At 70.4% G+C, this 15,710-nt stretch carries 17 protein-coding genes; 10 read left to right on the forward strand and 7 right to left on the reverse strand.

Going from position 1 to position 15,710, the window contains the following annotated elements; genetic code table 11:
• Positions 1-122: 122 nt before the first annotated feature.
• A complete protein-coding gene (locus tag OO69_RS00465; RefSeq protein ID WP_033278293.1) occupies positions 123-374 on the forward strand; it encodes a hypothetical protein in 252 nt (83 codons plus the stop codon).
• Positions 375-397: 23 nt separating this feature from the next.
• On the opposite strand, the gene OO69_RS00470 is transcribed toward OO69_RS00465, so the two are convergent.
• Together OO69_RS00470 and rox are read right to left on the reverse strand one after the other, a co-directional pair.
• Complete coding sequence (locus OO69_RS00470; RefSeq protein ID WP_033278294.1) at positions 398-1,744, reverse strand: esterase-like activity of phytase family protein; 1,347 nt, start codon at positions 1,742-1,744, stop codon at positions 398-400.
• 319 nt (positions 1,745-2,063) lie between these two features.
• On the reverse strand, positions 2,064-3,590 hold the full coding sequence (rox, locus tag OO69_RS00475) for a rifampin monooxygenase (protein WP_324604524.1): 1,527 nt from the start codon (positions 3,588-3,590) through the stop codon (positions 2,064-2,066).
• A gap of 277 nt (positions 3,591-3,867) precedes the next feature.
• Here rox and OO69_RS00480 point away from each other — a divergent pair, with 277 nt between their 5' ends.
• Together OO69_RS00480 and OO69_RS00485 are read left to right on the forward strand one after the other, a co-directional pair.
• Positions 3,868-4,932 carry a fatty acid desaturase family protein gene (locus OO69_RS00480; protein WP_033278296.1) on the forward strand — a complete coding sequence of 355 codons (1,065 nt, stop codon included), beginning with the start codon at positions 3,868-3,870 and terminating at the stop codon, positions 4,930-4,932.
• A 133-nt stretch (positions 4,933-5,065) separates the two neighbouring features.
• A complete protein-coding gene (locus OO69_RS00485; RefSeq protein ID WP_033278297.1) occupies positions 5,066-5,248 on the forward strand; it encodes a hypothetical protein in 183 nt (60 codons plus the stop codon).
• Positions 5,249-5,448: 200 nt separating this feature from the next.
• Here the strand turns inward: OO69_RS00485 and OO69_RS00490 are convergent, their stop codons facing one another.
• The 3 genes from OO69_RS00490 to OO69_RS00500 form a co-directional block, all read right to left on the reverse strand.
• A complete protein-coding gene (locus tag OO69_RS00490; RefSeq protein ID WP_033278298.1) occupies positions 5,449-6,411 on the reverse strand; it encodes a hypothetical protein in 963 nt (320 codons plus the stop codon).
• Between the two features lie 134 nt (positions 6,412-6,545).
• Positions 6,546-6,842, reverse strand: a complete 297-nt coding sequence (locus OO69_RS00495) for a hypothetical protein (RefSeq protein WP_033278737.1) — start codon at positions 6,840-6,842, stop codon at positions 6,546-6,548.
• Between the two features lie 133 nt (positions 6,843-6,975).
• On the reverse strand, positions 6,976-7,575 hold the full coding sequence (locus OO69_RS00500; protein WP_033278738.1) for a class I SAM-dependent methyltransferase: 600 nt from the start codon (positions 7,573-7,575) through the stop codon (positions 6,976-6,978).
• Between the two features lie 152 nt (positions 7,576-7,727).
• Here OO69_RS00500 and OO69_RS00505 point away from each other — a divergent pair, with 152 nt between their 5' ends.
• From OO69_RS00505 to OO69_RS00525, 5 genes are all read left to right on the forward strand, one after another.
• The gene (locus OO69_RS00505) at positions 7,728-8,501 is read left to right on the forward strand and encodes an MHYT domain-containing protein (protein WP_033278299.1); all 774 of its coding nucleotides are present in this window, start codon (positions 7,728-7,730) and stop codon (positions 8,499-8,501) included.
• Positions 8,502-8,550: 49 nt separating this feature from the next.
• On the forward strand, positions 8,551-11,076 hold the full coding sequence (locus OO69_RS00510) for a nitrate- and nitrite sensing domain-containing protein (RefSeq protein ID WP_033278300.1): 2,526 nt from the start codon (positions 8,551-8,553) through the stop codon (positions 11,074-11,076).
• Positions 11,073-11,510 (forward strand): roadblock/LC7 domain-containing protein, encoded by a 438-nt coding sequence (locus OO69_RS00515; RefSeq protein WP_019062684.1) that lies wholly within the window; start codon positions 11,073-11,075, stop codon positions 11,508-11,510. The genes OO69_RS00510 and OO69_RS00515 overlap by 4 nt, the downstream gene beginning before the upstream one ends.
• Positions 11,511-11,532: 22 nt before the next feature.
• The gene (locus OO69_RS00520) at positions 11,533-11,946 is read left to right on the forward strand and encodes a DUF742 domain-containing protein (RefSeq protein ID WP_033278301.1); all 414 of its coding nucleotides are present in this window, start codon (positions 11,533-11,535) and stop codon (positions 11,944-11,946) included.
• 182 nt (positions 11,947-12,128) lie between these two features.
• A complete protein-coding gene (locus tag OO69_RS00525; protein WP_019062682.1) occupies positions 12,129-12,734 on the forward strand; it encodes a GTP-binding protein in 606 nt (201 codons plus the stop codon).
• 10 nt (positions 12,735-12,744) lie between these two features.
• Here the strand turns inward: OO69_RS00525 and OO69_RS00530 are convergent, their stop codons facing one another.
• Positions 12,745-13,173: a PPOX class F420-dependent oxidoreductase gene (locus OO69_RS00530; protein WP_033278302.1), complete on the reverse strand. Its 429-nt coding sequence runs from the start codon at positions 13,171-13,173 to the stop codon at positions 12,745-12,747.
• Positions 13,174-13,265: 92 nt separating this feature from the next.
• Here OO69_RS00530 and OO69_RS00535 point away from each other — a divergent pair, with 92 nt between their 5' ends.
• On the forward strand, positions 13,266-13,679 hold the full coding sequence (locus OO69_RS00535) for a roadblock/LC7 domain-containing protein (RefSeq protein WP_019062680.1): 414 nt from the start codon (positions 13,266-13,268) through the stop codon (positions 13,677-13,679).
• Between the two features lie 126 nt (positions 13,680-13,805).
• Positions 13,806-14,804: a DUF6397 family protein gene (locus tag OO69_RS00540; protein WP_033278303.1), complete on the forward strand. Its 999-nt coding sequence runs from the start codon at positions 13,806-13,808 to the stop codon at positions 14,802-14,804.
• Between the two features lie 24 nt (positions 14,805-14,828).
• Here the strand turns inward: OO69_RS00540 and OO69_RS00545 are convergent, their stop codons facing one another.
• Complete coding sequence (locus OO69_RS00545) at positions 14,829-15,692, reverse strand: acyl-CoA thioesterase (protein WP_033278304.1); 864 nt, start codon at positions 15,690-15,692, stop codon at positions 14,829-14,831.
• Positions 15,693-15,710 lie beyond the last annotated feature (18 nt).

A 15,710-nucleotide genomic window follows, 5' to 3' on the forward strand; every position in this document is an offset into this window, starting at 1 on the left:
CTCCGGGAGGCGGTTTCGGACCGCCACCTCCCGGAGACTTCGGCCACGCATCAGGAGGGGACTACGGGGGCTACGACCCGCCTCCGCGCCGGCGCCCCCGGCCGCTGTTCATCCTGCTCGCCGTGATCGTCGCCGCCGGAGCCGTCACCGCCATCGTGCTGATGGCCTCCGGGGGACACGACTCACCGGACAAGAAGACGCCTGCGGCGAGCAGTTCGAGCACCAGCCGCAGCCCGTCCCTCACCCTCCCGACGAAACTTCCCACCAGTCTGCCGACCAAGCTCCCGACCGCGCTTCCGTCGAACCTCCCCTCGGAACTGCCGAGCGAGGTTCCCAGCGACATCGAGTCCCTGCTCCCGTCCCTGTTCGGCTAGCCGCCTCAGGAGCCGACGGACGCTCAGATGCCGTGCGGCAGCTTCAGGTACACCACGGTCGTCTCGATACCGCTGTCGACCAACCGTCCCTGCGCGTCGAACGCGCCCGCGCCGTCCGTCATCCCGAAGTCGTTGTCATTCACGAGGGCGAGCGTGTCGTGATCCACGTGCGCGATGCCCTCGATCTTCTGCGGCACCCCGGAGACGGTCCCCAGGTCGACGACCAGCTTCTTGGCCAGCACCGGGACACCCGCGGCGGCCGGGTCGTCGAGCTGCTCCAGCGACGGGGACGTCGTGTCGTCGTCGTAGCGACCGCCGAGGATGTTCGACTTCCGGCTCAGCTTCACCAACTGCAACCGGGCCGCCTTGTCGGTGCGCTCCTCGACCAGGAGCCGGTCGTCGCCCACGGCGACCACCGAGGAGATCTTGAGTTCGGAGGTGTCGTCCTCGCTGGGGTCGACCACGTTCACCGGGTCGAAGCGGTAGGCGTACTCCGCCGTGACCGCCTTCTTCTTCGTGGAGAAGCGCAGCAGACGGGTGTTGAGCGACGCCTCCCCGGCATCCCCGTCCGGCAGCGACAGCGGGCTCTGCAGGGCCATCACCAGGTCACCGCCGGGCAGTTGGGCGAGCCCCTCGAAGCCGCGGTTGATCTTCCGGTGCAGCAGGACGGCCGGCAGCGCCTCCACCACCGGGTAGTCAGTGCCCGCCAGATGCAGCCCCTTGGGCACGTACCGCGTGAGCACCTTCCCGCGCGCGGAGACATGCACCAGGGAGGGCCCGTACTCGTCGACGAGCCAGAAGGACCCGTCCCCGGCCCGCACGATGCCCTCCGTGTCCAGGCCGTTCGGGTTGTACGACAGCGCCGTCCGAGCGTCGTAGGAGTACGGCGCCTCGTCGCGTCCCTGCTGGTTCGACAGCCCGGTGACGGCCTTCCCGGAGGACGTGGTGATCGGGAGGGCGTCCAGGACCTTCACCTTGTCCCCGGAGACACGGATCTTCACGATCGCCGGGTCGAAACCGGGCACGGGGAACGTACGGCGCTTCGTCCCGCTCACCTTGATCTGGCCGTTGGGCCCGCGGTCGGTGATCGTCCAGTACTCGCCCTTGCGGCCGGCGGGGTAGATGTCGCTGCCGATGCCGCCGAGGTCCACGCCCCGGTCGTTGTCCACCGTTCCCGGCAACAGCGCGTTGCTGAACGCACCGAGCGGAATGTCGCCCAGCGTCGCCGTCCGCGTGACATGGGCGGCCTCGGCCTTCGCGGGGGCTCCCGCGGCCGTACCGGCGGCCATGAGGGCGACCACCACGGCGAGCGGAACACCCGCCGCGACGGGACGACGGACGCGGCGTCGGACGAGGTCGTGCGGGGACATCGGGCCTCCTGAGGACAAGTTGGCTGACAGCGGCCAGAGTTGGTGCTCATGAGGAACGGTTCTTGGCGGTGAGGTGAATCCGGAGTGTCGGCCGATTGTCGGGCGGGCGTGGCATTCGTGACGGGGGCCGGAAGCGCGATCGCCATCCGCTTTCGCGGCAGTGACCTGTCCGACGAACCGCTGGTCCACGAGCGACCTGCGACTGAACTGCGCCGCGCCATCGCCGTGTTCGACGGTCCCACTCCGGTCAGTGGAACTGCACCGCACGCGCGCGTGCTGACCGTTCCGGGCGTCCTGGTACAGCAGGCGGGGAGAGCGATTAGTGGGCCGCGCCGAACCACCTGGGCAGTCGGCTGAAGAGGTCCTCCTGGTCGTCGCCGACCCAGGCCACGTGGCCGTCCGGCCGCAGCAGTACCGCGGGTGCATCCAGTTCCTCGCTGACGTCGACTACGTAGTCGACGCGATCCGCCCAACCCGTGACCGAGAGCCGGCCGGTCTGGTCGAGCAGGAGCCCTCGGCCGCCGTGCATCAACTCGTAGAGGCGCCCCTGCTTCAGCTTCACGTCCCGCAGCCGTCGGCCGAGCAGTTCGTGGCCCTCGCCGAAGTCGTAGCGGATCCCGACCGCGGTGATGACCCCGGTCATGTACCGGTTCACCTCCTCGAAGTCCATCAGCTTCGAGAAGACTTCCCGCAAGGCCTTCGCACCCGGATGGGCCTCCAGGAGCACGACCTGTGCGCGGGCGTTGGCCAGCACGTCGGCGCCCACCGGATGCCGTTCGGCGTGGTAGCTGTCCAACAGCCCCTCCGGCGCCCAGCCGTTGACCTCGGCGGCCAGCTTCCAGCCGAGGTTGAACGCGTCCTGGACGCCGAGGTTGAGCCCTTGCCCGCCGGCCGGCGGATGGATGTGGGCCGCGTCGCCGGCCAGCAGCACCCGGCCCACCCGGTAGCGCTCGGCCTGCCGGGTGGCGTCGCCGACCCGGGAGAGCCAGCGCGGTGCGTGCGCGCCGAAGTCGGTGCCGGCGAAATCCCGGAGCCGTTGCTTGAACTCCTCGAAGGTCGGCGCGGTCGCACGGTCCTCGGCCAGCCCTTCGGCGGGCACGATGATGCGGTACGCCCCGTCGCCCCCGATGGGGTCGGCGCCGAACCGTAAGTGGGTCTTTCGGATTTCGGCGGTGATGGCCGCCACCGTCGCCGCGCGTTCGGTCACCTGGACATCACCCAGCAGGGTCTCGATCCTGACGGGCTCACCGGGGAAGCCGACACCGAGCAGCTTGCGCACCACGCTGCGGCCGCCGTCGCAGCCGACGAGGTGGCGTGAGCGGAGTCGTGTGCCGTCGGCCAACTCGACGGTCACCCCGTGTTCGTCCTGGCTCAGCCCGGCCAGTTCGCAGCCGCGCCGGATGTCGGCGCCGATCTCGACCGCGCGCTCGGTCAGGAGGCGCTCGGTGACCGGCTGCGGCATGGCGAGGCCGTACGGGTGCGCGGTGTCCAACTGGTCCGGCCACGGTTTGGCGATGCCGCCGAAGAGCCCGCCGACCTGGAACCGCTCGCTGACCGCGAGGAACCGGTCCAGCAGTCCGCGCTGGTCCATCACCTCGACCGTGCGCACGTGCAGGCCGCGCCCGCGGGACTCCTCGGTCGGCTCGGTCAACCTCTCCAGTACGACCACGTGCACGCCGTGCAGCCGCAACTCGCAGGCCAGCATCAAGCCGGTCGGTCCACCGCCGACCACGATCACGTCAATCATCAGAACGCCCGCCCAACGAGATTGGTCTCCGGCCCGCCGATCCGTGGATCTGTACTCACGAATCTTTCGTTTCCGCAGGTCGCGGCCTCGGGCGGTCATTCTGCGGGACCCCCTGGGCCTTGCCGCAAGCCCCCGGCCGCGCTATACGTTGGGTGTGGCAAGGAGTGGACGAGCTCCTTGCCATCGCCTGTTTCCGGGCACCTCTCCGCAAGCTCGTGACTCCGGGACCGGGTCGGCGAGGGTGTCGTCAACCCCCCCTGTGAGGACCCGGCTGACCCCCGTACGGACACGGGGGGTTCCGTCATGGTCGCGACCGGTCACCGATTCGTACGTTTGCTCAGGTCAGCCCGTTGCCTGAGAGAGCCGGAGACCGGACATGTCCCAGACCACCGCAGTCATCGGCGCGCATGATCCGGGGGATGAGGTCGCGGCGCCCCCAGGAAGCGAGTTCGCGCCCCTCCTGCGCACGGTCAAGGGCAGAGGCCTACTGGAGCGCCGGTATGCCTGGTACGCGCGCTGCATCGCCGCCAACGCCCTCGCGCTGGGCGGCATCGTCACGGGCGTCGTCCTGCTCGGCGACTCCTGGCTGACGCTGCTCCTGGCCCCGCTGCTCGCCGTGTTCGGTGCCCGCACGGCCTTCGTAGGCCATGACGCGGGCCACTCCCAGATCGCCGGCGGCAAGGCCGTCAACCGCCTCATCGGCCTGATCCACGGCAATCTGCTGCTGGGGATGAGCTACTCCTGGTGGAACGACAAGCACAACCGCCACCACGCCAACCCCAACCACATCGACAAGGACCCGGACGTCGTCGCCGACGTCCTCGTCTTCACGGGCGAACAGGCCAAGGACCGTTCAGGGTTCCGGCGCTGGCTCACGCGCAACCAGGCGTGGCTGTTCTTCCCGCTCACGCTGCTCGAAGGCGTCGCCCTCAAGGTCCACGGTTTCCAGGATCTGCGGCGCCAGCCCCGTCGCGAGCGGTTCGTCGAAGGCGCTCTTCTGGTGGGCCATGTCGTGGCCTACGCGACGCTGCTGCTCATGTCGATGTCCCCGGGGAAGGCACTCGCGTTCGCCGCGCTGCACCAGGCCCTGTTCGGCCTGCACCTAGGCCTGGCCTTCGCACCCAACCACAAGGGCATGGAGATGCCGGACCCGAACGGCGAACGGTGGGGCCATCTCCGCCGTCAGGTCCTCACCTCGCGGAACATCCGTGGCAGCGTGCTGACCGACTGGTTCCTCGGCGGCCTCAACTACCAGATCGAACACCACCTCTTCCCGAGCATGCCGCGGCCCAATCTGCGGCTCGCACAGCCCCTGGTGCGCGCCCACTGCCAGGATGTGGGTATCCCCTACGTGGAGACGGGACTCGTCGACTCCTACCGGCAGGCCCTGCGCCACCTCCACGAGGTGGGGGAGCCGCTGCGCATGGAGTGGACGGAGTGACGGAACGGCCGACGGCCCGGATACCAGTAGGGGAAGCGCCTCAGGGATGTCTCAGGGTCGCGATCCGGAACTGTGAGGAGCGCGAACCCGTTTTCAGATCAGAGAGCGGCTGCGGCCGCGGAGGAGGCGACATATGTCGAGGAACGCGAAGATCGCCGTAGGAGGTGTGGCGGTCGGACTGATCCTGTTGATCTGGCTGCCCTGGTGGGTTTCATTCCTGATCGTCGTGGGGGTGCCGGCGGCCGCATATCTCACGCTGGACCCCTCGCAGCGGCGTCGGCTGCGCCGCGTGGCAGGCAAGGAGATCGGCCGCTGACGCACCGATGCTCGGCTGCGTTCCCGGGTGGTGTACGGGAGCAGAGCACAGCATCGCGCCGTTCGCGGGACTGCCGACGACAGCCCTGCGGACGGCGCGCGGCCGAGCACCGTCCACGGATCGGGCTTTTCTCGTCGACCCGGTCGATCGAGGGTGCCCGGGCGTCCGGCCCCCGAACGCCCGGATCCACGCCCAAGGGCTCAACTCGGCCGTACGGCCAGCTTGTCGAGTGCTTCCAGGAGGCCAGGAAGCTCGGGGCCCCGGCCGACCGGCAGGACCTCGCCGGGCTCGTCGTCGAGCAGGACGAACGCTATGTCGTCGGTCCGGGCCACCAACGACCAGCCGGGACCGTCGGCGCGCAGCGTGCGTGCGTCGCCCGGTGCGAAGGACGATCTGACGCGGCCGAGGGGCGGCGGGGTGTCGATGTACGCGCGGATCTCCGTCAGCACCCGACGAACCCCGCTGTGGCCCGCCTGAGGGCCTTCCCCGGTGCCACCGGCAGAGGTGGTGTCGTCGGAGGCGTTGTCGTCCGAGAGCGTTCCGTCCGCCTCGGACGCGTCGTCGGGGGTGGCCGCATCGCCGGTGGCGTCAACGGCGGCCTTGTCCGTCTTCGCCGCGTCGCCCGCCCCGTGCTGGGCCTCCTCGGCCTCCTGCGTCGAGAAGGTCGAATCGTCGATCTGCTCGCGCCACAGGGCCCACTGCAGCGCGATCTCGTCGGCACCCAGCCGTCGTTGCGCCGGACCCCAGATGGTGGTGTCCGGTGGAGTCAGCGGCGGCCGGTCCACGAGGTCGGGGGCCGGATCGTGCGGCGCGGGCACGTTGGGAGCCGCGACGGCGACCGCGAGCGGCCAGCCCGGCAGAGCGGCGACCACCGTGCGCTCGCTCGGCGACAGGTCGTACTCCATGCCGCAGTCCCAGGACGCGATGGCGACCGCGACCAGCGACACGTCGTCGACGACCACGGTCCAGCGCGACCCATCGCCGTCCTGGCCGAGAACCAGGCCGTACCCGTCGGCGAGCGGCGCCATACCGAGCGCCGCACAGGCCTCCGGGTAGTCGTCGCCCAGCACACTCGGGAACTTCGCGGGCGTCAGCAGCACCGCCGTGAGCACATAGAGCGCATCGTCCTCGGCGGCGACGGCCTCTTCATCCGTGTCGGCCATCCCAGCCTCCCCATCATTCGTCCAACCGCGCGCACCCTAGTGTGCGCGGAAGCCGCTTGTCACGACTCCCAAGTACACCCGGAGCTGCAGTTTTCCGGCTGGACAGGGCGAAATGACCTCCAGCAACCGAACTGTCAGGCCGCGGGGAGCCCAAGAAGCGCACGAGCCACCGTCCTTGGCGACTCGTCACGCTCCCTGGCGAGCGCGACGACGGCCCGGCACGCCAACTCGCTCACCCCGAAGGACAGCGCCTCCGGCGACACCCAGCCCGCGGCCTCGTCGATCCGGTCCGGGTCGTCCTCCGCGCGGGCCGACACATAGACGGCCGCCGCCTCGAAGAGATTGTGCGGGCGCCGCTGCGGGCCGCTGCCCGACTCCGTGCGCGTGGCGGTGAGAAATCTGGCGAAGGTCTTGCGGGGCCTGTCGAACATGCTGACCACCTTCCCCTGCATGGTTCTCCGTCGTCGCTGACCGTTCATCTACTGCTACACAAAGTAGAGTTGGAGGTGCGGTGACAGAAGGGGGGCGGTGTGGTGAAGCGCATCGGACGCCCCACGCGCGGGCTCAGCTTTCGCGCACGGCCAGTGCCAGGAAGCGGGTGTCCTCGTCGGCGTACGACGTCATGCGCCACCCCGAACCGGCCAGCAGCGGACGGAGATTGGGCTCCGCGCGCAGGTCGTCCGGTGTGATCTGCCGCCCCTGACGGGCCGCCAGCGCCGCCCGGCCGATCGGATGGAACAGGGCCAGCGTGCCGTCGGGGCGCACCACACGCGCCAACTCCCGCAGATTCTCGCCCGGTTGGGGCAGATGAGCGATCAGGCCCGCCGCGAACACGGCGTCGAGCGAGTCCGGCCGCAGCGGCAGCGCGGCCACGTCGGCGAGCAGCAACTGCCCCTCCCGGCCGCGTCCGGCCCGTACGGCGGCCTCCAGCATGGCCGGGGTCAGGTCGGCCCCGACTACCACTCCGGAGCGCCCCACGGCCGCACGGAGCGGCGGCAGCGCGCGTCCCGTCCCGCAGCCCGCGTCGAGCACCCGGTCTCCCGCGCGCAGCCCGAGTTCGGCGACCGCGGCGGCGTATGCGGGGCCGTCGTCCGGGAAACGGCTGTCCCAGTCCGCGGCGCGCGCGCCGAAGAACTCCTGGACGTGTGTGTGGTCGTCGCTCATGTTCCGCATGATCCCTCACCGACACGGATGACGCTTCGGTGCACACGTTCGAGCGTGACGTGGTCGTTCAGGCACCTCTCCGCGTCAGATTGCAACACCTTTCGAAATGCGCCCCCTTTGTGCACCCGTGCCCCTACTAGCGTCCCCTGGTCATGGGACACCTGGACCACGCCACCTTCGGCTGGCTGACCCCCGTGCTGTCATACGTGATGGCCTGCATGGGCTCCGCACTCGGGCTGCGTTGCACCGTCCGCGCGCTCGGCGCCACCGGCCGCTCGCGCCGCAACTGGCTCATCACCGCGGCCTCCGCGCTCGGCACCGGCATCTGGACCATGCACTTCGTGGCCATGCTCGGCTTCGGCGTCACCGGCACCGACATTCGCTACGACGTACCCCTGACCATGCTCAGCCTCCTCGTCGCCATGGTCGTCGTCTGCGCGGGCGTCTTCGCGGTCGGCTACGGCCGCGACCGGGGCCGCGCGCTCATCCTCGGTGGTCTCACCACCGGCCTGGGCGTCGCGAGCATGCACTACCTGGGGATGGCGGCGATGCGGTTGCACGGAGACGTGAGCTACGACCCGATGCTCGTCGGGCTCTCCGTGCTCATCGCCGTCGTCGCGGCGACCGCGGCCCTGTGGGCGGCCCTCAACATCAAGTCGCCCGTAGCCGTCACCGCCGCCTCCCTCGTCATGGGAGCGGCCGTCAGCAGCATGCACTACACCGGCATGTTCGCGGTCCGCGTGCACGTCACGCCCTCTGGAGCGGTCCTGCCCGGCGCCACGGCGATGCAGTTCATCTTCCCCCTCGCCGTGGGCCTCGGGTCCTACCTGTTCCTGACCTCGGCGTTCGTCGCGCTGTCTCCGACCACGGGAGAACGCGAGGCCACCGCCTCGGCCCAGCGGCCGGTCGAGAGCGTCGCCCGCTAGCCACGCCCGCGCAGCACGCCCTTGAGAACCACTTCCGAGCGAGGAGGCCATGCGTACCCCCCGTAGGACCCCGAGAGCCGGCGTCGAGACGCCGCCCGTGCGCGGTCGTCGCGCGCACGCCGGACCACCCGCCGACGAACTCTTCGATGAGCCCCTGGACGCCCCGCCGGAGGACATACCCCTGCGCGCGGGACGATGGCGGATGCGCCCGCGCACCGTACGGGCCAAGATCGTCTGCCTCCTGATGGTGCCGGTCGTCTCCCTGCTCGCCCTGTGGGCGTACGCCACCGTCAGCACCGCCCAGGACGTCTCCCGGCTACGGCAGTTGCAGCGCGTGGACTCCGCGGTGCGCAGCCCCGTAGCAGACGCTGTCGCGGCACTGCAGGCCGAGCGGTCGGCCGCCGTGCGCTACGCGACCGACCCCGACGCCGAGCAGAGCGGGAATCTGAAGAAGCTGGCTGCGGGCACGGACCGGGCGGTCGCCCGGTTGCGGCTCGGTGACGACAACACCGTTGCAGACGGCGAGGAACTGCCCGCCGGAGTCGCCCGCCGCCTGAAGACCTTCGTCACCGGAGCCGAGCAACTGCGCTCGCTGCGGGCCGATGTGCTCGGCCACCGCGCGGGATGGGACGAGACCTACGGGCAGTACACGAAGACCATCGCGACGGCCTTCTCCGTGGGCGGGGCGCTCACCGGGATCCAGGACGCCGACCTCGGATCCGACGCGCGCGTGCTCCTCGAGTTTTCCCGGGCCGGGGAATCGCTGTCCCAGGAGGACGTCATGCTCGCAGGCGCCCGCCTGGACGGCAGGCTCGACGGGGAGCGGCTGAGGCTGTTCACCGGGGCCGTCGACACCCGACGCACCCTCACCGACTCCGCCGTCGAGGACCTGCGCGGCTCCGAACGCGCCGCCTGGCAGCACCTCGCTGACACCAGCGACTACGCCGCGGTCGGCACCGTCGAGGACAAGGTCCTCGCCACCAACTCGGCCACCAGGGCGATCGCCGCGGCTCCGGAGTCCACCTGGAACAACGCGCACGCACGCGTGCAGGACGGCATGCGCACCATCGAGTCGGACGCGGGCAGCGGGGTCGCCGACCGCGCCGATCCGTTCACCCGCGGGCTGCTCACCTCCGCCGGTGCCGCGGTCCTGCTCGGACTCGCCGCCGTCATCGCGTCGCTCGTCATCTCGGTGCGCATCGGACGCGGACTCGTCGTCGAACTCGTGAGCCTGCGCAACGACGCCCTCGGGATCGCTCGCCACAAACTCCCTGAAGCCATGCGGAGACTGCGCGCGGGGGAGGAGATCGACATCAGGGCCGAGGCCCCGCCCGGGTCGCCCGCGGAGGACGAGATCGGACAGGTCGTCGAGGCCCTGAGCACCGTGCACCGCGCGGCTCTGCGGGCCGCCGTCGAACGCGCCGAACTCGCCAGCGGCATCTCCGGGGTCTTCGTCAACCTCGCCCGCCGCAGCCAGGTTCTGGTGCACCGTCAACTCAGCCTGTTGGACAGCATGGAGCGCCGCTCCGAGGACCCGAACGAACTGAGCGACCTCTTCCGCCTCGACCACCTCACCACCCGTATGCGACGGCATGCCGAGAGCCTGATCATCCTCTCCGGGGCGGCACCCGGCCGGGCCTGGCGCATGCCGGTCTCCCTGACCAATGTCGTCCGCGCGGCCGTCTCCGAGGTCGAGGACTACGCGCGCGTGGAGGTACGCCAACTCCCCGAGGCGTCCGTCGTCGGCGCGGCCGTCGCCGACCTCACGCACCTGCTCGCCGAGATCGTGGAGAACGCCGCCCAGTTCTCGCCGCCGCACACGCGCGTGCGGGTCACCGGCGAACCCGTCGGCAACGGCTACGCCGTAGAGGTCGAGGACCGGGGCCTCGGCATGGGCACCGAGTCCCTGGGCGACGCCAACCGTCGCATCGAACAGTCCGAGGCCCTCGACCTCTTCGACAGCGACCGGCTCGGCCTCTTCGTGGTGAGCAGGCTCGCCGCCCGCCACGGCATCAAGGTCCACCTGCGGACCTCGCCCTACGGCGGTACGACGGCGGTCGTCCTGCTGCCTACGGCGCTGCTGCACGGCGGCGCGGCGGAACGTGCCCCGCGCGCGGCGGTCGAGGACGGGGAGCGGGCTCTGGAACGCGAGTACGCGCGCGTGCCCACCGCACCCCAGCACCAGGAGTCCGTCCCGGCCTCGGCCGACCGGCCCGCCCTGGCGGTCTCCGCACGGGCCGCCGCGGAGTCGGCGAACGACACCCCGCCCCCCGGAGTCACCACCTTGCGCCTGCACCGTCCCCCCGAGGACACCGAAGGGACCGACGAGAACGACGACCTCCCCCGTCGCGTACGCCAGGCACACCTCGCCCCCCAGCTCCGCGAACAGCCCACCGCGGAACGGGAACAGGCGCCGGCGGCCCCGCGCGACGAGCACCGCACCCCGGAGGTCGTACGGGACCGGATGGCGGCCTACCGCGAGGGCTGGACACGCGGCGGCGGCAGACAACCGGGCCGCGGTGCCACCCCAGGCCCCGCGACGGGCAGCGACAGCAGCGAAGGAGACCCCGCGTGATCCAGGACCCGAGCATGAGGGCCGCCCAGCGGTCCGGCGAACTCGACTGGCTGCTGGACGACTTGGTGCTGCGCGTGAGCGAAGTACGGCATGTCGTGGTGCTCTCCAACGACGGCCTCGCCGTCGGCGCGTCGACCGACCTCAAGCGCGAGGACGCCGAACACCTCGCCGCGGTCGCCTCCGGATTCCACAGCCTGGCCAAGGGCGCGGGGCGGCACTTCGGAGCCGGCGGAGTGCGGCAGACCATGGTGGAGATGGACGACGGATTCCTGTTCGTGGCAGCGGCCGGAGACGGTTCCTGCCTCGCCGTCCTCACCGCCGTCACGGCCGACATAGGCCTGGTGGCCTACGAGATGGCGCGGCTGGTCAAGCGCGTCGGCGAGCACCTCTACACGCCGCCGCGCGTCGGTGCGCGGCCGCCCGCAGCCGGATGAGGCGAGAGGGCGGTCCGTTCCGATGACCGAGGACATGACCGGCGCCCAACGCGAGCCGGGCAGCCAGTGGTACGACCAAGAAGCCGGGCCTCTCGTCCGCCCCTACGCGATGACGGGCGGACGTACCAAATCAGGCCCTACGGGGGTGCGTTTCGACCTGATCGCGCTCGTCACGCTGGACACGGGCGCGCCAGGCTTCGACGACGACACCGGGCTCGGACCGGAGCACCGGGCGCTCATCGACCTGTGCCGTCCGGAAACACAGTCCGTCGCCGAACTCGCCGCCGGAGCGGACCTCCCCCTGGGGGTGGTCCGGGTGCTCCTGGGTGACCTCCTGGAGCTCGGCTGCGTCACCGTCAGCCGTCCGGTGCCGCCCGCGCAGCTGCCCGACGAACGGATTCTGCGCGAGGTGATCGAGGGACTACGGGCGCTGTGACGAAACTTCAGAACGACTCGAACGCGTACGACGCCGACTTGTGCACCCTTTCGCTCACCGAACGGGTGCGAGGCGGTCACATCGGGCAAATAGCGGTCCAACCGCCCAGAGTGAGGCCGCGCTTGCCAGGATGCGTATCCACGGACGTCGTGCGTTTCCGGCACTCCCGAGAGAAGTGATCGATGGTCTCCGAGCACTCCGACGCCGAGGACGGCGAGACGACCGCCCTGGCGTTGAAGATCCTGGTCGCCGGCGGATTCGGCGTGGGCAAGACCACCATGGTGGGCGCGGTCAGCGAGATCAGGCCGCTGCGCACCGAGGAACTGCTCAGCGAGGCCGGTCAGTTGGTGGACGACACCGACGGCGTGGACCAGAAGGTCACGACGACCGTCGCCATGGACTTCGGCCGCATCACCATCAGGTCAGGCCTCTCCCTCTACCTGTTCGGCACACCGGGCCAGGACCGCTTCTGGTTCCTGTGGGACGAACTGTCGCAGGGCGCCCTGGGGGCCGTGGTCCTCGCGGACACCCGGCGACTCGAGGACTGCTTCCCCGCGGTCGACTACTTCGAGCACCGGCACATCCCGTTCGTGGTGGCCGTCAACTGCTTCACGGGCGCCCGCAGTTACGGCGCCCGCGACGTCTCCCGCGCGCTGGACCTCGACCAGGGCACACCCGTGGTCCTCTGCGACGCCCGTGACCGCGACTCGGGGAAGGAAGTGCTCATCCGGCTCGTCGAGTACGCAGGGCGGATGCACACCGCCCGCATGCTCGACTCGGTGGGCTGACGGGCACATCTCACTCCGAAATGCCCTTCTGCGCCAGCACCTTCTCGACCGTGACGCGGACGAGGAGTTCGCCCGGGACCCCGTTGCGGTCACCGAACTCCTCGGCGCGCTCCTCGCCCATGTACCGGGCCCCGATCCGGGCGGCCCAGTACCGGAGTTCACCCGGCTCCTCCGACAACTCGGCGCGTCCCTGCAGCACCACGAAGTCGAACGGCGGCCGGTCGTCGTCCACACACAGGGCGACTCGCCCGTCACGGGCAAGATTGCGCCCTTTTACCGTTTCCTTCGCGGTGTTGAACACCACATCGTCCCCGTCCAGCAGGAACCAGATCGGCGCCACATGAGGGCTCCCATCGGCGCGTACGGTCGACAGCTTGCCGGTGCGCGTGCCGAGCGAGACGAACGCCCGCCATTCCTCGTCGGTCATCTTCTGTGCCATGCCCCTATCCTCCTTGCCCGGGCGACGGAGGTGGGGAAGGCTGACGGGAGATCCTCCGGCCAGGGGGAGAGGCGACACGGGGAGGCCGGAACATGGCACAGAACCAGGGACTGAGCTGGCTGCTGGACGATCTGACCGAGCGCGTCGAGCACGTACGCCACGCCCTGGTCCTGTCCAACGACGGACTGGTGACGGGCGCGAGCACGGGCCTGCGCCGCGAGGACGCCGAACACCTCGCCGCCGTCTCGTCCGGACTGCACAGCCTGGCCAAGGGCTCGGGACGCCATTTCGGCGCGGGCGGCGTGCGGCAGACGATGATCGAGTTCGACGACGCCGTCCTGTTCGTCACCGCCGCGGGCAGCGGCAGCTGTCTGTGCGTCCTCAGCGGCGCCGATGCGGACATCGGCCAGATCGCCTACGAGATGACACTCCTCGTCAACCGCGTCGGAGAGCACCTCGGCGTGGACGCCCGCCAGCCGGAGCGGACCCCCGTCACAGACCTCTGACCTGCAACTTCACCGGCCTCCGCAGAGTTATCCACAGGCCTGCCACGAGATCCGCCGATCCGGTTACGGTTTGTTCATCGCAAGCGCACACAGCGTGAGCATTGGACTCCGCGGGGGAGATCGACCATGGCAGGAAACACCATCACCCAACCGTCCGACCTCTCGTGCACGCCCGGTCGGGCGGCACGGGAACTCGGGCTCAAGCGAGGAGAGTTCGACCTCGCCGTCCATCTCGGACGCATCCGCACCGCGCCCGACGAAGGGGGCGGCGGCCGACGCGTCGCCCACGCCGAGATCGACCGACTGCGCTCGGCGGACGGATTCCCCGAAACACTCCTGGAAACCGTCAGGACCGTGGGCACCACGGACGGCGCGGCCCTCATGGAGGTCACCTCCGCCAGGTTCACCCGCCTCGCCCGGCTGGGACTGGTGGTGCCGGTGAAGTTCTACCTCAATCGCTATCGGGCCGTGGTCTGGCTCTATCTCGCCGAAGAACTACGGCAGTTCGCGGCCGACAAGAACCACACCGCCCTGCTGAACGGCCGTACGCCCGAGGGAATGCGGGACCAGCTGCACGAGGGCCTGGACCTACGGCCCCGCAACTGGCGCGGACGGCATCTCGGGTTCCTGCTCCGCCAGGCCGACGGCCCGTGGGAGCGCGCCGGAGCCCTGGCCTCGCTGCTCGACCCCGTCCAGGTCGCGGAGATCATCCAGGACCCTTACGAGCGCGCCTACTTGAACCGCTTCCGGCCCGACCCGCCCGCCCACGGGGCTCCGGGCTCGCCCGCCGCCCACCTCGCCGAGCGGATCATGACGGCGCAGGACCCGGACGAGATCAGCTGGCTGCGGGCTGATCTGGCCCAGGTACTTGACGAGGCACGCGGCCACCGCCCCGCACCACGACCGACAGCCGAACCGACCGCGCCACAGCCGGCCGTCGGACGGGCCGCACCACGACCGATCGCCGAACCGACTGCACCGCGACCGACCGTCGAACCGGCCGGATCGCCGCCGATGGCCGGACCCGTCGGACCCGCCGGACCATCGTCGTCCCTGAGCGAGCACCCGCCGGAACCCGAGCGATCACGCGGCATGCTGAGCTGGCTGCGCCGCAGAAGCGCGTGAGCTGCAGCGCGGCACGCCCACCGGTCACAGGGCTCTGAACAGCCCTTCCTGGACGACCGAGACGAGCAGGCGTCCCTCAAGGTCGTAGATGCGCCCACGGGCCAGACCGCGGCCGCCCGTCGCGATCGGGGACTCCTGGTCGTACAGGAACCACTCGTCCGCGCGGAACGGCCGGTGGAACCACATGGCGTGGTCCAGCGACGCCATGTCGAAGTTCCGCGGTCCCCACAGGGGTTCGACGGGGATGCGGACGGCGTCCAGGAGCGTCATGTCGCTGGCGTACGTGAGCGCGCAGGTGTGCACCAGCGGATCGTCGCCGAGCGGCCCGACCGCGCGCATCCACACCGCGCTGCGCGGCTCGGCGTCCTTGATCTCCTCGGCGCTCCAGCGCAGCCCGTCCGCGTACCGGATGTCGAAGGGCTGACGGCGTGCCATCCGCTCCAACTGCTCGGGCAGTACGCCCAGATGGGCCCGGACCTCCTCCGACACCGTCGGCAGGGACTCCGGGTCCGGGACCTCGCGAGGCGGCAGCTGGTGCTCGAACGGACCTTGCTCAGGCTTGTGGAAGGAGGCGGTGAGATTGAAGATCGTGCGGCCCTGCTGTACGCCGGTGACCCGGCGGGTGGTGAACGACCGCCCGTCCCGCACCCGCTCGACCTGGTACACGATCGGCACGCCCGGTCGGCCAGGGCGCAGGAAGTACGCGTGCAGCGAGTGCACCGGCCGGTCGCCCTCCGTGGTGCGCCCCGCGGCGACCAGCGCCTGGCCCGCGACCTGGCCCCCGAAGACCCGCTGGAGGGACTCGTGCGGGCTGCGGCCACGGAAGATGTTGACCTCGATCTGCTCCAGGTCGAGCAGGTCGACGAGCCGCTCTGCCGGGTTCGTCATGGGTGGGATTCTCCTGTG

Source organism: Streptomyces sp. NRRL F-525 (genome assembly GCF_000716605.1).
Taxonomy (GTDB): domain Bacteria; phylum Actinomycetota; class Actinomycetes; order Streptomycetales; family Streptomycetaceae; genus Streptomyces.

What these genes read in the sequence shown, in the direction of transcription:
- OO69_RS00530 (WP_033278302.1), bottom strand. Translation starts at nt 13,173, where the DNA reads ATGGCACAGAAGATGACCGACGAGGAATGGCGGGCGTTCGTCTCGCTC.
- OO69_RS00500 (WP_033278738.1), bottom strand. Translation starts at nt 7,575, where the DNA reads ATGAGCGACGACCACACACACGTCCAGGAGTTCTTCGGCGCGCGCGCC.
- OO69_RS00480 (WP_033278296.1), top strand. Translation starts at nt 3,868, where the DNA reads ATGTCCCAGACCACCGCAGTCATCGGCGCGCATGATCCGGGGGATGAG.
- OO69_RS00520 (WP_033278301.1), top strand. Translation starts at nt 11,533, where the DNA reads ATGACCGAGGACATGACCGGCGCCCAACGCGAGCCGGGCAGCCAGTGG.
- OO69_RS00495 (WP_033278737.1), bottom strand. Translation starts at nt 6,842, where the DNA reads ATGTTCGACAGGCCCCGCAAGACCTTCGCCAGATTTCTCACCGCCACG.
- OO69_RS00535 (WP_019062680.1), top strand. Translation starts at nt 13,266, where the DNA reads ATGGCACAGAACCAGGGACTGAGCTGGCTGCTGGACGATCTGACCGAG.
- OO69_RS00540 (WP_033278303.1), top strand. Translation starts at nt 13,806, where the DNA reads ATGGCAGGAAACACCATCACCCAACCGTCCGACCTCTCGTGCACGCCC.
- OO69_RS00505 (WP_033278299.1), top strand. Translation starts at nt 7,728, where the DNA reads ATGGGACACCTGGACCACGCCACCTTCGGCTGGCTGACCCCCGTGCTG.
- OO69_RS00525 (WP_019062682.1), top strand. Translation starts at nt 12,129, where the DNA reads ATGGTCTCCGAGCACTCCGACGCCGAGGACGGCGAGACGACCGCCCTG.
- rox (WP_324604524.1), bottom strand. Translation starts at nt 3,590, where the DNA reads ATGACCGCCCGAGGCCGCGACCTGCGGAAACGAAAGATTCGTGAGTAC.
- OO69_RS00470 (WP_033278294.1), bottom strand. Translation starts at nt 1,744, where the DNA reads ATGTCCCCGCACGACCTCGTCCGACGCCGCGTCCGTCGTCCCGTCGCG.
- OO69_RS00490 (WP_033278298.1), bottom strand. Translation starts at nt 6,411, where the DNA reads ATGGCCGACACGGATGAAGAGGCCGTCGCCGCCGAGGACGATGCGCTC.
- OO69_RS00545 (WP_033278304.1), bottom strand. Translation starts at nt 15,692, where the DNA reads ATGACGAACCCGGCAGAGCGGCTCGTCGACCTGCTCGACCTGGAGCAG.
- OO69_RS00485 (WP_033278297.1), top strand. Translation starts at nt 5,066, where the DNA reads ATGTCGAGGAACGCGAAGATCGCCGTAGGAGGTGTGGCGGTCGGACTG.
- OO69_RS00510 (WP_033278300.1), top strand. Translation starts at nt 8,551, where the DNA reads ATGCGTACCCCCCGTAGGACCCCGAGAGCCGGCGTCGAGACGCCGCCC.